This window comes from Rhizobium sp. No.120, from assembly GCF_054558365.1.
The window spans coordinates 244,574-259,590 of the sequence record NZ_BAAJNQ010000007.1; the positions used below are offsets into that span (position 1 = coordinate 244,574).

General features: G+C 60.9%; 11 protein-coding genes. 5 read left to right on the forward strand and 6 right to left on the reverse strand.

What is annotated here, in order from left to right:
* Positions 1 to 99: 99 nt before the first annotated feature.
* On the reverse strand, positions 100 to 1,398 hold the full coding sequence (locus ACYJRZ_RS20775) for an MFS transporter (protein WP_459462068.1): 1,299 nt from the start codon (positions 1,396 to 1,398) through the stop codon (positions 100 to 102).
* A gap of 230 nt (positions 1,399 to 1,628) precedes the next feature.
* Between ACYJRZ_RS20775 and ACYJRZ_RS20780 the strand changes: the two genes are divergently transcribed.
* A complete protein-coding gene (locus tag ACYJRZ_RS20780; RefSeq protein WP_459462070.1) occupies positions 1,629 to 2,216 on the forward strand; it encodes a TetR/AcrR family transcriptional regulator in 588 nt (195 codons plus the stop codon).
* A gap of 103 nt (positions 2,217 to 2,319) precedes the next feature.
* Here ACYJRZ_RS20780 and ACYJRZ_RS20785 read toward each other — a convergent pair whose 3' ends face one another.
* Positions 2,320 to 3,114, reverse strand: a complete 795-nt coding sequence (locus tag ACYJRZ_RS20785; RefSeq protein WP_459462072.1) for a class I SAM-dependent methyltransferase — start codon at positions 3,112 to 3,114, stop codon at positions 2,320 to 2,322.
* A 173-nt stretch (positions 3,115 to 3,287) separates the two neighbouring features.
* Complete coding sequence (locus tag ACYJRZ_RS20790; RefSeq protein ID WP_459462074.1) at positions 3,288 to 4,268, reverse strand: aldo/keto reductase; 981 nt, start codon at positions 4,266 to 4,268, stop codon at positions 3,288 to 3,290.
* 255 nt (positions 4,269 to 4,523) lie between these two features.
* Here ACYJRZ_RS20790 and ACYJRZ_RS20795 point away from each other — a divergent pair, with 255 nt between their 5' ends.
* Positions 4,524 to 6,164: an AMP-binding protein gene (locus ACYJRZ_RS20795; RefSeq protein WP_459462076.1), complete on the forward strand. Its 1,641-nt coding sequence runs from the start codon at positions 4,524 to 4,526 to the stop codon at positions 6,162 to 6,164.
* Here the strand turns inward: ACYJRZ_RS20795 and ACYJRZ_RS20800 are convergent.
* Together ACYJRZ_RS20800 and ACYJRZ_RS20805 are read right to left on the reverse strand one after the other, a co-directional pair.
* Positions 6,151 to 7,422 carry a GNAT family N-acetyltransferase gene (locus ACYJRZ_RS20800; RefSeq protein ID WP_459462078.1) on the reverse strand — a complete coding sequence of 424 codons (1,272 nt, stop codon included), beginning with the start codon at positions 7,420 to 7,422 and terminating at the stop codon, positions 6,151 to 6,153. The two genes, ACYJRZ_RS20795 and ACYJRZ_RS20800, sit on opposite strands and share 14 nt — an antisense overlap.
* 2 nt (positions 7,423 to 7,424) lie before the next feature.
* A complete protein-coding gene (locus ACYJRZ_RS20805) occupies positions 7,425 to 8,840 on the reverse strand; it encodes a lipopolysaccharide biosynthesis protein (RefSeq protein WP_459462080.1) in 1,416 nt (471 codons plus the stop codon).
* A 248-nt stretch (positions 8,841 to 9,088) separates the two neighbouring features.
* On the opposite strand from ACYJRZ_RS20805, the gene ACYJRZ_RS20810 reads away from it, so the two are divergent.
* The gene (locus ACYJRZ_RS20810) at positions 9,089 to 9,718 is read left to right on the forward strand and encodes a glutathione S-transferase family protein (protein WP_459462082.1); all 630 of its coding nucleotides are present in this window, start codon (positions 9,089 to 9,091) and stop codon (positions 9,716 to 9,718) included.
* Between the two features lie 102 nt (positions 9,719 to 9,820).
* Here the strand turns inward: ACYJRZ_RS20810 and secA are convergent, their stop codons facing one another.
* Positions 9,821 to 12,541 carry a preprotein translocase subunit SecA gene (gene secA, locus ACYJRZ_RS20815; RefSeq protein WP_459462084.1) on the reverse strand — a complete coding sequence of 907 codons (2,721 nt, stop codon included), beginning with the start codon at positions 12,539 to 12,541 and terminating at the stop codon, positions 9,821 to 9,823.
* A 246-nt stretch (positions 12,542 to 12,787) separates the two neighbouring features.
* Between secA and ACYJRZ_RS20820 the strand changes: the two genes are divergently transcribed.
* Positions 12,788 to 13,711, forward strand: a complete 924-nt coding sequence (locus ACYJRZ_RS20820) for a peptidylprolyl isomerase (RefSeq protein ID WP_459462086.1) — start codon at positions 12,788 to 12,790, stop codon at positions 13,709 to 13,711.
* Positions 13,712 to 13,772: 61 nt separating this feature from the next.
* Entirely contained in the window at positions 13,773 to 15,014 is a 1,242-nt protein-coding gene (argJ, locus tag ACYJRZ_RS20825) for a bifunctional glutamate N-acetyltransferase/amino-acid acetyltransferase ArgJ (RefSeq protein WP_459462088.1), read from the forward strand.
* The last annotated feature ends 3 nt before the right edge of the window (positions 15,015 to 15,017 follow it).

Sequence of the window (15,017 nt, forward strand, 5' to 3'; positions counted from 1 at the left end):
CGCGCAAGCCGGGGATGGCAGATATTGCGAGTGTTTCCGCAGGGTTGCGGTTTGGCCCATGGCGTGGGTAGACGCCATGGGCTTTTTGTCGCGTGAAGCTCAGTGCGCCATGGCCGGGCCTTTGCTCGTGGAGCCGGACTTTTGCAAAGTGATCGCGAGGATCGCGGCGAGCAGGCAGAAGGCGCCGGCGACGAAGAAGGCGGGCAGGTAGGTGTTGAGTTCCGTGCGGGTGAGGCCGGCGCCATAGGCGGCGGTCGCGGCACCCAGCTGATGGCCGGCGAAGACCCAGCCGAAGACGAGGCCGGCCTTTTCGCGGCCGAAACGGTCGGCGGCGATCTTGACGGTCGGCGGCACGGTGGCGATCCAGTCGAGGCCGTAGAAGACGGCGAAGATCGATAGGCCGTAGAAGGTGAAATCGCTGAAGGGCAGGTAGACCAGCGACAGGCCGCGCAGGCCGTAATACCAGAAGAGCAGCCAGCGATTGTCGAAACGATCGGAGAGCCAGCCGGAGCCGATCGTGCCGAAGAAATCGAAGATGCCCATGACGGCAAGGACGCTGGCGGCAGCGACCGGCACGATGCCGAAATCGCCGCATAGGGTGACGAAATGCGTCTGGATCAGGCCGTTGGTCGACAGGCCGCAGATGAAGAAGGTGGCAAAGAGGATCCAGAAGGTCGAAGTGGTGGAAACCTCCCGCAGGATCGCGATCGGCGAGGCGAGGGCTGCCTTCAGATTCCTGGTCGCAGCCGGCGGCGGCGTGATGTGGATTTCGCCCACCAGCGGCAGATTGACGTCCGAGGGGCGGTCGCGCATCAGAAGCAGCACGACGAGCGCGGCAACGACGATCATGCCGCAGACGAATAGCACCGTGGTGCGCCAGCCGTAGCGCGTCGTCAGCTCCGCCATCAGCGGCAGGAAGACCAGCTGTCCCGTCGCCGAGCTTGCCGAGAGCATGCCGATGACGAGACCGCGATGCTTGGTGAACCAGCGCGTCGAGACGGTCGCTGCCAGCACCATGGCGGTGAGGCCGGTGCCGAAACCGATGATAATTCCCCAGCAGAGCAGCAGCTGCCAGACTTCGGTCATATAGAGCGAGCCGATGAAGCCGACGCCGATGGTCGCCAGTGCGAATACGATGACCTTGCGAACGCCGAAATGGTTCATGAAGGCGGCGGCAAAGGGACCCATGAGGCCGAACAGCACGAGGCGGACCGCAAGCGCGGACGAGATGGAGGAGGTGCTCCAGCCGAATTCGTCCTCCAGCGGCTTGATGAGCACGCCGGGCGCGCCCATGGCGCCGGCCGTGACCAGCATGGTGAGAAAGGTGGCGGCGACGACGACCCATCCGTAGTGGATGTTGCGCCGGGCGAGCGTCGAGGCAAGGGCAGTGGAAACCATGAGCTGCGTTCCAATCAGGTTGGGTATCGTGCCGTCAGGCCGGACTTGCGAAAACGCTGGATCGCGGACAGTCGGGGGTACCGTACCACGTCTAGCGCCCTGCCGTTCTCCCGGCTTGAACGTTTGTGCAAAGGCATTTACATGATTGCTATCATATTTGTTGCGTATTGATGATGGTCATCATATAAATTGTCAATACAGATTTATTGATGCTCTGATGGAGTTTGTTGATGAGAGTGAGCCGGGAGAAATTCGCCGAGAATCGCGAGAAGATCCTTGCCGTGGCAGGCGAGCTCTTTCGCGAGAAGGGTTTCGACGGCATCGGCGTCGCCGAGATCATGAAGGCGGCGGGGCTGACGCATGGCGGCTTCTACGGCCATTTCGATTCGAAGGACGAACTTGCCTGCGAGGCGAGCAAGGCGCTGGTGGCCCGGTCGCTGGAGCGCTGGAAGGAAGTGGCGTCAAGCTCGCCCGACCAGCCGCTGGAAGCGCTGCTCGCCCATTATCTCTCGCATCGCAACGTGGTCGAGCACGCGACAGGCTGTGTCTTCGCGGCACTGACGCAGGAGGTCAGCCGTCACGGCCCCAAGATGCAGTCCACCTTCACCGGCGGTCTCATGGGGCTGGTCGAGGTGCTGGAAGAGATCGTTCCCGGCGAAACGCCGGAGGAGCGCCGGCGCAAGGCCTTTGCCAGCCTCTCGGCCATGGTCGGCGCCGTCATCCTGGCCCGCGCCATGGACAATCCCGAATTGTCGCAGGAATTCCTGTCGGCGACCAGGCAGGAGCTGTCGCCGCTGCCGGGTGAAAGCAACGGCTGATCTACAGCGGTTCAGCTTTTCACGGAATCTCTGAGCCGCTCTATCTCTTTGTTGTCTCGCAATTCCGGACGGAAAACCGCTGCGCACTTTTCCTGGAATTGCTCTAGTCGCGGAAGGCGAGCAGCCCGTTCGCCTCGACGACCTCCCTGAATTTGCCGTCGGGTGCGACTGCGAGCAGTTCGGCGCGAAGTGCGGCTTCGAAATCGGCTACCTTGTCCCCCAGCGCCTGCGGCGAGGTCGACGACATCGAGAAAATGCGGCCGACGATCTCTTCGATGTCCCTGGTGTATTCCGAGACGATGCCGATTCGTTCGAGATTGCGGAAAGGCGAGGCGAGCAGCATGGCTTCATGCGGCGCCCATTCCTTGCTCCGGCGCATCTGCCGCTCCGCGCTGCGCTCGGGTGAATAGGTTTCCATCAGGGGTTCAAGGATGCCGCGCCAGTTCGGCTCCGCCAGAATGCCTTTATCGTGGAAAAGCACGACGGCGCCACCCGGCTCGATCAGCCTGTCGAGGGCTTCAAGCGTTGCCGGCCTGTCCATCCAGTGGAAGGAGCGGCCCATGACGCAGAGGTGCAGCCTGCGGATATCGGGGCTAAGATCGTAGGAAGAGCCCTGCCGGATATCGATATCGACGCCGGCTGCCTTCGCGCCGAGCTCGGCTTCGGCTAACATTTCCGGCTCCGGGTCCATCGCAGTGACGACGGCACCTTGCAGCCGGACGAAGGCAATGCCGAGCTGGCCGGGGCCGCAGCCGAGATCGAGCACGTGATCGCCGGGCTTCAGGCCGCTGCGTTCGGCAACGCGGGTAATCAGCCTGTCCGGATAGGGGATGCGATAGCGCAGGTAATAGGCCGCGGTCGATTGAAAGCGCCGCGCCTCGAAGGGAACTGTGATCATTGGATGTCATCCTCGGGGGAAAGGAACCACCACCTGTTAAGCCCCAACTATGACCTGTTCGTGAAGTCACTTTTGCGCGATTTGTTGCGCTCTGCGGGGAGAGGGCTGGGTGAGGGGCCAGGCACATCCATCGCAACAGTGATGAACGCGCCTGACGAGCGCGAAATCCCGATTCACTTAAATCCAGCAACTCCGTGCGGGACATAGGGTGCTTCAAGCGCTTCGATTTCCTCCGGCGTCAATTTGACCTCCAGGGAGGCGACGGCATCGGTGATGTGGCCGGGCTTGGAAGCGCCGATGATCGGGGCGGTGACGGCGCTCTTCTGCAGGATCCAGGCGGTTGCGACCTGCGCGCGCGGGATGCCGCGTGCCTTGGCAACGGTGCCGACGGCATCGACGATCTTGCGGTCGGCTTCGAGCGCCTGGGTATAGAGCGTCTTGCCGAATTCGTCGGACTCCGTGCGGGCCGTCGCTTCGTCCCAATCGCGGGTGAGGCGACCGCGCGCGAGCGGGCTCCACGGGATGACGGCGATCTTCTGGTCCTCGCAGAAGGGTAGCATCTCGCGTTCTTCCTCGCGGTAGAGCAGGTTCAGGTGGTCCTGCATGCTGACGAACTCCGTCCAGCCATTGAGGCGCGAGGTATAGATCGCCTTGGCGAACTGCCAAGCATACATGGAGGAGGCGCCGATATAGCGGGCCTTGCCGGCCTTGACGACATCGTGCAGCGCTTCCAGCGTTTCCTCGATCGGCGTCGTATAATCCCAGCGGTGGATCTGGTAGAGATCGACATAGTCGGTGCCGAGGCGGCGCAGGCTGTTGTCGATCTCGTCGAAGATCGCCTTGCGCGACAGGCCGGCGCCATTCGGGCCGGGGCGCATGCGATTGAAGACCTTGGTGGCGAGCACGATATCGTCGCGCTTGGCGAAATCCTTGATGGCGCGGCCGACGATCTCCTCCGAGGAACCGTTGGAGTAGGTGTTGGCCGTATCGAGGAAGTTGATGCCGGCCTCGATCGCCTGGCGCAGCAGCGGGCGGCTGTCTTCTTCTTTCAATGACCAGGCGTGCGTGCCCTTGTTGGGATCGCCATAGGTCATGCAACCCAGGCAGATGCGTGAGACTTCAAGGCCGGTCCTGCCAAGCTTTACGTATTCCATCGCTATTCTCCGTCCATTCGATCATTCGCTACAAGGAGGCCCACCGTCGGAAGGGCGATGGGATGGGTGCGCCGAGAAAAGCAAATCGGCGGGCAAAGTCGCCGCCGGTCGACGCATGAATTCGTGAAGAGCTTCGAAGTATTCCTCAATAAATAAGGCGATTCGCCCGGCAGAGAAGACGGCAGTTTCAAATGTTTCCTTGAACCCCGTGGGCGACAGGTGTTAGCTGCACCGCACCATTTTTTGGAATTCCGCATGAGATTGCCCCCGCGTGATACTTATGAAGCCCTCTATCGCGACTTTCGTTGGGAGATTCCGGCGAATTTCAACATGGGGCATGCTGTTTGCGACGCCTGGGCAGAGCATGAGCCCGACCGGATCTGCCTCCAGCATTTCAATCCGGACGGCAATCACTTTTCCATGACCTACGGTGAGTTGCGGGGTCGTTCCGCCTCTTTCGCCAATGCGCTCGTCGCGCTCGGGGTGCGGGCGGGAGATCGGGTGGCGCTGCTGCTGCCGCAGAGCTTCGAGACCGTCGTCGCGCATGTGGCGATCTACAAGATGGGCGCGATCGCATTGCCGCTGGCCTTGCTGTTCGGCGCCGAGGCGCTGGAATACCGGCTGAGGGCAGCCGGGGCATCGGCCATCGTCACCAACCGGTTCGGCCTCGAGCGGCTGCGTCCGATACGGGACCGATTGCCGGAACTGGCGCAAGTGATCAGCATCGATGGTGCCGAAGAGGGCGTTTCCGGCTTTGCCGATCTGGTGGCGGCCCATCCGCCTTTGTTTGCGGTCGCCGATACCGGCCCGGATGATCCAGCATTGATGATCTTCACCTCGGGCACGACCGGGCCGCCTAAAGGCGCGCTGCATGGCCATCGCGTGCTGCCGGGTCATATTCCGGGCATGCAGTTCGCCCATGAAGGCTTTCCCAAGGCCGGCGACCGGCTCTGGACGCCATCGGACTGGGCCTGGGCCGGCGGTCTCCTGAATGCTCTGTTGCCGAGCCTGATGCTCGGCGTCCCCGTCGTTTCCTCTCCCGCGCAGAAGTTCGATCCAAACATGGCCTTCCGCATCATGGCTGAGATGGAGGTGCGCAATGCCTTCATTCCGCCAACGGCGCTGCGTTTGCTGAAGGCCGTCGACAATCCGCGGGCGCATTTTGATCTGAAGCTGCGCACGATAGGGTCTGCAGGCGAGGCGCTCGGCCGTGAAACCTTCGAATGGGCGCGGTCCGCGCTTGGTGTCAGCGTCAACGAATTCTTCGGCCAGACGGAGTGCAATTTCGTGCTCTCCTCCAGCGAGGCGTTCGGCGTCAGCCGCGGCGGGGCGACGGGCAAGCCCGCCCCCGGCCATCGTGTCGCGATCGTTGATGCCGATGGCCATGAGGTTGCAGTAGGGGAGACGGGTCAGATCGCGATCAAGCGGCCCGATCCGGTGATGTTCCTCGGCTACTGGCAGAACGAGGCGGCGACGGAGGCGAAATTTGCCAATGACTGGCTGCTGACCGGCGATATCGGCCGGCAGGATGCGGATGGCTATATTTCCTTCGTCGGGCGCGACGATGATGTCATCACCTCGTCCGGCTATCGCATCGGGCCGAGCGAGATCGAAGATTGCCTCGGCGGCCATCCGGCCGTGCAGCTTGCCGCGGCGGTGGGAAAGCCGGATGCGGTCAGAACGGAAATCGTCAAAGCCTATGTCGTTCTCGTGCCAGGCCACGAGCCGAGTGACAAATTGGCGATCGAAATCCGCGAGTGGGTGAAAACCCGGCTTTCCATGCACGAATATCCGCGCGAGATCGAATTCGTCGACGCTCTGCCGCTGACGACCTCAGGCAAGGTGATCCGCCGCCTGCTGCGCGAGCGGGCGATCGCCGAGGTCAGCGTTTCGTAAGCGATAGGATCTTTTCGCGCAGCAGCTTCGCCATGTTGCGGGTGCTGCGATACATGTGCAGCTGCGTGGTCACCTGGCGGACATCGCGGTCGCCGTTCGGCGTCAGGCCGATTATGAGCGTGCCCATATCCTCGCGTTCGTGCCAGAAGCGGCTCATGATCGGATGGTCCGGCACGGCGCAGGAATCGGAACGAACGACGTTGGCATCGTCGAGATGCCATTCCGTCAATTCGCCCATCAAGAGCTTGCCCGGCGAAAAGCGGGCATAGGCCTCGTCATAGGCCGTCTTCCAGGTATAGGCCTCGCCGCCCATGATGAGCACTATCATCGAGGCGATGGCTCTGCCGTTGAGATCGATGGTGTGGATGCGCACCGCGTCGATGGCGGCAAGGTTGGAAATCGCTTCGCGGGCAAAGGCCGCATGATGGCGATCGGTTACCAGCGCCGAGCGCTTCTTGCCCTTCCAGCCGCTTGCCTCCAGCGCCAGGAATTCTTCCATGCGCCCATGAATATCGCGGGGCTGACGGGCGACGCTGTAGGTGACTTCGCCGTGGTTTTCCAAAAGTCGCCACTGCCGGCGCATTTCCCGCAAGTGCGCGTTGGAAATCGTTCGCCTGAGATAGGCGAGCGCGTCGTCGTTACTCTGGAGCATCGGGCGTTGGAAGGAGTTGGCGATGGCGATCGGCAGGTTTCGGCCGATCGCAATGACCTTGGCCATCTGGACGAAACGGCCGTTGAGCCGCACATCCGGCAATACGAGCGTGGTGGGGAGATGCAGCTCCGGCCGGGAGAGTGCCTCGAAGAGGTTGTCGAGCGTTTCGCCGGCATCCTCGGCGTCTAGCAGGGGCGTGCCGAGCGGGCCGAAGGAGTTCGACCAGACGCGGATGATCGACGGGCCGATGGCAAAGCCCGGCTTGTCGACCGTGAAGGGCATCAGCAGACGCATGCGGCTGCGCGTGCTGTTGATATCGCGCATTAGCGCCAGACGCACCTGCCGATCCTCAAGGCGCGGCATGGCGGGCGCCAGGAAGCGACCCGAGAAGAAGACGTTCGGCTCCATGGCGCGATTGGACAGGAAGTCCAGCTCGTCCTGCAACTCGTAGCCAAGTTTGCCGGGATAGAGGCAGAGTTCGCGGCCGGCGCGGCCGACCTCGACCCGGGCTTCCGCTTTCGGCGTTTCGAAATGCAGTGCTGCGAGCGCATGGGTCAGGGCGTTCACTTGGCTGTCGGTGGTTTCGGTGTAAGGGGGACGTGCCATGATCAGAAGACCCTCGTTGCCGATGACGCCGACGAGCGCCGGAGGAGGGCGAATAGTTTGATGCCAAGCGCGCGGCGGACGGCTACGTGCAGGAGCAAGGCCTCGATTGCCATGGCGGTGGCGCCGGCAATCGCCGCGCCTTCGATGCCGAAATGCGGGATGAGCGCGACATTGAGCCCGACATTGGCAACGAGCGCTACAGCATAGAGATAGACGCAGAGCATCTGCTTGTCCGCCATGGTCAAAAGCACTTCGGCAGGGCCGACGAGCGCTCTTGCAAGGATGCCGGCAAGCAGGATCGCCATCACGATTTGCCCCTCCGTGAATGCGGCGCCGAACAGCGACAGCAGGAGTTGCCCCGCCGCCAGCACCACGAGGCCGAGGGCAAGTGCCGGAAAGAAGGACCAGCGTGTCGCCTCCGTCGCAAAGGCTGCGAGCTTGCTCCGGTCGCCTTCGGCAAGAATGGCGGCAAAGCGCGGACCGATGGCGGCTCTGACGGCGAAGGAGACAAAGAGCACCAGGGCCATCGTCTTGGCGGCGGCGAAATAGACGGCGACTTCATCCGGATCGAGGAACATGCCGACGACGATGACGTCTGAATTGGTGAGGAGGTAGCCCACGCCTTCGACCAGGAAGATCGGCAGTGCCACCGCCGTCCAGGCATTGAATTCGATTGCTTTCGGGCCGCGTGGATAATGACGGCGCAGACGGAGCGTCACCGCGAGATATTGCAGCAGGACACTGGTGAAGGCGCCGGCAAGAGCTGCGGCCATAGCGGTGACGGCATCGCGCGGTGCGCCGGCGGCAATCGCAGCGACCATGAACAGTAGGATCAGCGTCGGGCGGATGAGGAAGGTTGGGCTCAGTGCCATGATCGGCCAGTGCTTGGCGCGGGCCGTACCGTCCAGAACGTCTCCAAGCGCGATCATCGGCACGGCAATCAGGCCGAGGAAAACCGGGATGACGTAATAGTGCTCGACCATGCCGCGGAAGGCGAAGAGCAAGAGCGCCCCAATCAGCGCCAGCGTGCCCGAGACGGCGACCACGAACAGGCGTGCCGTGGCGTTCAAACCGCGAATGGCATCATGATTGCCGGTGGCGTCGTATTGCGGCAGGAAGCGGATGATGGCTGTCGGGAAGCCAAGGCAGGCGAGATTGCCGAACAGGATCATCAGCACCCAGACGAAGACGAAGATGCCGTATTCGAACCGGCCCATCAAACGGGCAAGGATGATCTGTGAGAGAAAGGCGAGCGCGGCGCCGGCAACACGGATAGTGAAAGCGATCAGCGCCATGCGTTGCGAGGCGGCCTTCTCATCCTGACCGGCAAGCAGAATGCTGATCTTGCGTAGATACGGCGATAGAGCGGCCCGCAAAGCGGACGGCAACATTCTTTCCGCTGTTTGAAAGACCGCCATGATCGATACGCAATACTTTAAGTATGATCCCAAACTCGCGTTAGTCTTGGCAGAGGAGAGTTAAGAATCGGTTCTTTCGATAGTTAAATGTGAGGTTCATGCATGCGGTCGGTTGTGTGCCGGATGAGCGCAGAAGCAACCGTTGGATGCGATGGGTCCGTGGCAGTTCCAGTTGGAGAGCTGTCGCAGGAAACGGGTGGCGGATGCGAAGCTTGCATGTAGGTTTCCTCCGCTGCGAGGAGAATTCCATGTTTACACTATATGACTATCTACCATCACAGAATGGGTGGAAGGCCAGGGTTCTGTTCGGATTGCTCGATATTCCCTACCAGACCCGCCTGGTATCCATTTTCGAGGGTAAGGGGCGCACGGACGCCTTTCTGGATCTCAATCCGGCTGGCGGCATTCCTGTCCTCGAACTGGAGGATGGGCGCACGATCGCCGAATCGAATGCAATTCTCACCTATGTTGCCGAAGGCACGCGCTTTCTTCCGGCGGATCGCTATCGGCACGCCAAGGTGATGCAATGGCTGTTCTTCGAACAATATCATGTCGAACCGGTCATCGGTACGCTGCGCTTCTGGACGCTGACGGGGCGGCTGGAATCCAATGCCGTCATGGTAGAAGCCAAGCGCTCGGCCGGTCTTCGCACGCTTGCAGCGCTCGAGCGCGGGCTGAAGAATACGCCGTTTCTCATCGGTGAGGAGTTTTCGATCGCCGATATCGCAGTTTATGCCTATGCCCATAGAGCGGCGGACTGCGGCTTCGATCTTGCCGATTATCCCGCGTTCACAGCTTGGCTTGATCGTGTGCTTGATGTCATCGGATCAAACTACCCGGTCCATCTCTACAGCGAAGATCCGCATTCCGCTGTCTAAATGCGCTGGGCCTGCCCGTCGCGAATGGTGAGACTAGATCGTTACAAATAAAAATGCCGCCCAGAGGCGGCATTTTTGTTCATGGCTGTCGGTTTGCGACGCTCAGACCACTTCGCTGCTTTCGAAGGCGCCGTGGCAGTGCTTGTATTTCTTGCCGGAGCCGCAGGGGCAGGCCTCGTTGCGGCCGACGCGGCCCCACGTTGCCGGGTTTTGCGGATCGCGATTTTCCGGGGATACGACGCTTTCACTTGCCAGATTGAACTGTGAAAATTCGTCCTCGCCCGTTGTCGCGTCGATATGACGGGCCTGCATCGGCGGTGTTTCCGGCTCGGCCGGCTGCTGCACCAGTTCCACGCGTGAAAGCTGCGCCGTGACGGCCTGGCGCAGATTGTTCAACAGCGCCTGGAACAGCTCGAAGGCTTCCGCCTTGTATTCCTGTAGCGGATCGCGCTGGGCGTAGCCGCGGAAGCCGATGACCGAGCGTAGATGATCGAGGTTGACGATATGCTCGCGCCAGAGATTGTCCAGCGTCTGCAACACGATGGAGCGCTCGACATAGGTCATGATCTCGGGGCCGAAGCGCTCAGCCTTTTCGGCCGCAGCCTTTTCGGCGGCTTCCGTCAGGCGCGCACGGATGTCGTCTTCGCCGATGCCTTCTTCCTTGACCCAATCATGGATGGGCAGGTCGAGATCGAAGAAGTTGGCGACAGCCGTCTTCAGGCCGTCGGCATCCCACTGCTCGGCATAGGCGCGCTCGGGAATATGCCTGGCGACGAGGTCCTCGATGACGTCATGACGCATGTCGCCGACAAATTCGGAGAGGTCCTTCGATTCCATCAGCTCGACGCGCTGGTCGAAGATGACCTTGCGCTGATCGTTCAATACGTCGTCGTACTTCAGAACGTTCTTGCGGATGTCGAAGTTGCGAGCCTCGACCTTCTTCTGGGCGCGTTCCACCGCCTTGTTGATCCAGGGGTGGACGATCGCTTCGCCTTCCTTGAGGCCGAGCTTCTGCAGCATGCCGTCCATGCGGTCGGAGCCGAAGATGCGCATCAGGTCGTCCTGGAGCGACAGGTAGAATTTCGAGCGGCCCGGATCGCCCTGGCGGCCAGAACGGCCACGCAGCTGGTTGTCGATACGGCGGCTTTCGTGGCGCTCGGAGGCGATGACGTAGAGACCGCCGGCAGCGATTGCTTTCTGCTTGAGTTCCTTGATTTCTTCGGCAATGCGGGCAACGGCCGCGTCGCGTTCGGGACCCGGCTCGATCTCGTGCAGGTCGCGCTCGACCCGCATTTCCAGATTGCCGCCGAGCTGGATGTCGGTGCCGCGGCCGGCCATGTTAGTGGCGATCGTCACCGCGCCGGGAACGCCGGCCTGGGCGACGATATAGGCTTCCTGCTCGTGGTAGCGGGCGTTCAGAACCTGGAAATTGTTGAAGCCACGCTTGCGCATGAGATCGGCGAGAAGTTCGGACTTCTCGATCGACGTCGTGCCAACCAGTACCGGCTGGCCGCGTTTGTGCGCATCAAGGATCTCGTTGATGATGGCGTTATACTTCTCGGCATGCGTACGATAGACCTCGTCGTCCTCATCGATACGCTGGATCGGAAGGTTGGTCGGTACCTCGATCACGTCGAGGCCGTAGATGTTGCCGAATTCCTCCGCTTCCGTCGAAGCCGTACCTGTCATGCCGGCGAGCTTGTCGTACATGCGGAAGTAATTCTGGAAGGTGATCTGCGCCAGCGTCTGGTTTTCCGGCTGGATCTGCACATGTTCCTTGGCTTCCAGAGCCTGATGCTGACCGTCCGAATAACGGCGGCCCGGCATCATGCGGCCGGTGAATTCGTCGATGATGACGACTTCGCCGTTACGGACGATATAGTCCTTGTCGCGCTGGAAGAGCTTGTGCGCCTTGAGCGCGTTGTTGATGTGGTGGACGATCGCGACGTTCTCGACGTCGTAAAGCGATTCACCCTTCAACAGGCCGGCGTCACGCAGCATGTTCTCCAGCTTCTCGGTGCCTTCTTCGGAGAAGTTGGCCGAGCGCTGCTTTTCATCGATTTCGTAGTCTTCTTTCGCCAGGCGCGGAATGAAGGCGTCGATGGTGATATAGAGATCGGAGCGGTCGTCGAGCGGACCGGAGATGATGAGCGGCGTGCGCGCTTCGTCGACTAGGATCGAGTCTACTTCGTCGACGATCGCAAAATTGTGGCCGCGCTGAACCATCTGGGCGCGTTCATATTTCATGTTGTCGCGCAGGTAGTCGAAGCCGAGCTCGTTGTTGGTGGCATAGGTGATATCGCATGCATAGGCGTCATGGCGCTGTTCATCTGACAGGCCGTGGACGATGACGCCCGTGGTCAAGCCGAGGAAGCCGTACAGACGACTCATGGTGCCGCTGTCGCGCTGCGCCAGATAGTCGTTGACGGTAACAACATGCACGCCCTTGCCAGCCAGCGCGTTCAGATAGACCGGCAGGGTTGCGACGAGGGTCTTGCCTTCACCGGTCTTCATTTCAGCAATGGCATTGGAATGAAGGATCATGCCGCCGATGAGCTGCACGTCGAAAGGCCGCATGCCGAGAACGCGGCGTGAGGCTTCGCGGGCAACGGCGAAGGCAGGGACCAGAATATCGTCCAGCGTCTTGCCTTCCGCGAGCTGTTGGCGGAACTCAACCGTCTTGGCGGCCAGAGCTTCATCGGACAGCGCACGCATTTCCTGCTCGAGCGCATTGATTGCGGCTACTTTCGGCTGGAACGACTTAACCCGGCGGTCGTTGGACGAGCCGAACAACTTGCGGGCAATTCCACCTAGGCTGACCATGTGACTGGTCCTTTCTGAGATTTCATCCTGCCGTTTCCTGCTGTATCCCTTCCCGAAAAAAACGGGAGTATAGCACAAAACGGCCGGAAACTGTTCTGGACGCGAGGTTGCGTGACAGATAAGAGGGGGGTCGATTGATGTCAACGGGATTTGGCCGATACAGAAAGGCCACATTCTCCTGCTGAAGGCTTTTTCACGCCGGATTCACATCTGTCGAGCCGGTCGAGATCACCGAAGGGTTATTTTATGTTGAAGTATAACAAGCTTGCTGCGGTTGCTTTCGCAACAATCGTTACCTTCCAGGCTCCGGTCTTCGCGGCCGACGCCAAGGACCCCGTTGTCGCCAAGGTCGGCGATGTCGAAATCCATCAATCCGAACTCGATCTGGCGATCGCCAATCTCGATCCGCAGCTCGGCCAGCTTCCGGATGATCAGAAGAAGGTCGCAGCACTTTCAGCTTCTGTCGATGTGAAGCTTTTGTCACAGAAGGCCGCTGCCGAAAAGCTCGACCAGACGCCGGACTTCCAGGCTCACATGGCCTATCTGCGCGACCGCGAGCTGCACAATGCTTTCTTCAAGGCGCATGTCGCCGACGCCATCAAGGATGATGAAGTAAAGGCTCGTTACGACAAGGAAGTCGCAGCCCTGCCGAAGCAGGAAGAAGTTCATGCCCGCCACATCCTCGTAAAGACCGAGGATGAAGCCAAGGCGATCATCAAGGAACTCGATGCCGGCAAGGATTTTGCCGCACTTGCCAAGGAAAAGTCGACCGATCCGAACAAGGCTGACGGCGGCGATCTCGGCTATTTCGGCCATGGCCGCATGGTCAAGGAATTCGAAGACGCGGCTTTCGCGCTGCCGGTCGGCACCTACACGAAGACCCCGGTCAAGACCGATTTCGGCTGGCACATCATCAAGGTCGAGGATAAGCGCAATGCTCCTCCTCCGCCGTTCGACCAGGTCAAGGACCAGGTTCGTCAGCTCGTCATGCGCGACAAGTATCTTGAGCTTCTGAACAAGGCCAAGCAGGATACCAAGGTCGTCATCAACGATCCGGCGCTCAGCAAGGCTTATGACGACGCGCAGAAGCAGCAGGATGCGGCACCGGCCGACGACGCCGTTGCTCCCGCCGATGGTGCAGCAGCGCCCGACGCGCAGCCGCAGCAGTAATTGAAGGCAGTCAAACAATCGAGGCCCGGTTTTCCGGGCCTTTCACTATTAGGTGGGTCTCATGTCCGGTTCCGTCTCTCCGCTCGCTCCGAAATCCTTCGTTTCCATGCCGGCTCTGCGCGGCGTGCGCATGACCACGGCGTCCGCCGGCATCAAGTACAAGAACCGTACAGACGTCCTGCTGATGGTTTTCGACAAGCCGGCCGCCGTTGCCGGTGTATTCACCCGTTCGAAGTGCCCTTCAGCCCCGGTCGATTTCTGCCGCAAGAATCTGGCCCATGGCAGCGCCCGCGCCGTCGTCGTCAATTCCGGCAATGCCAATGCCTTCACCGGCCTGAAGGGACGCCAGGCGACGGAACTGACCGCCAAGTCCGCGGCGGCTGCCGTCGGCTGCGGTGAAAATGAGGTCTATCTCGCCTCCACCGGCGTCATCGGCGAGCCGCTGGACGCCACCAAGTTTGCCGGCGTGCTCGATACGATGGCAAAGGATGCGACAAGCGATTTCTGGTTCGAGGCCGCCAAGGCGATCATGACCACGGATACCTATCCGAAGGTTGCGACCCGCACCGCCGAGATTGGCGGCGTCAAGGTCACGATCAACGGCATTGCCAAGGGTGCCGGCATGATCGCGCCCGACATGGCGACGATGCTCTCCTTCGTGGTCACCGATGCCGATATTTCCTCCGCCGCTCTGCAGACGCTGTTGTCGGAGGGTGTCGGCCCGAGCTTCAACTCCATGACCGTCGACAGCGATACCTCGACCTCAGACACATTGATGCTCTTTGCCACCGGCGCTGCCGCAGCTGACGGGCAGGCGCATATCGATCGTGCCGACGATCCGAAGCTTGGTGCTTTCCGTGTGGCACTCAACGAGCTGCTGAAGGATCTTGCCATCCAGGTCGTTCGTGACGGCGAAGGCGCGACCAAGATGCTCGAAATCACCGTGACGGGTGCAGAAAACGACGCTGCTGCCAAGCGCATCGCGCTTTCGATCGCCAATTCGCCGCTGGTCAAGACCGCGGCCGCCGGCGAAGACGCCAATTGGGGCCGCGTCGTCATGGCTGTCGGCAAAGCCGGTGAAATGGCGGATCGCGACAAGCTCGCCATCTGGTTCGGCGATGTCCGCGTCGCCGTCAACGGCGAGCGTGACGCTTCCTATTCAGAAGAAGCCGCCTCGAATGTCATGAAGCAGCAGGATATTCCCGTGAAGGTCGATCTCGGCCTCGGCAATGGCCGTGCAACGGTGTGGACCTGCGACCTTACCAAGGAATATGTTGCCATCAATGGCGACTATCGGAGCTGATAC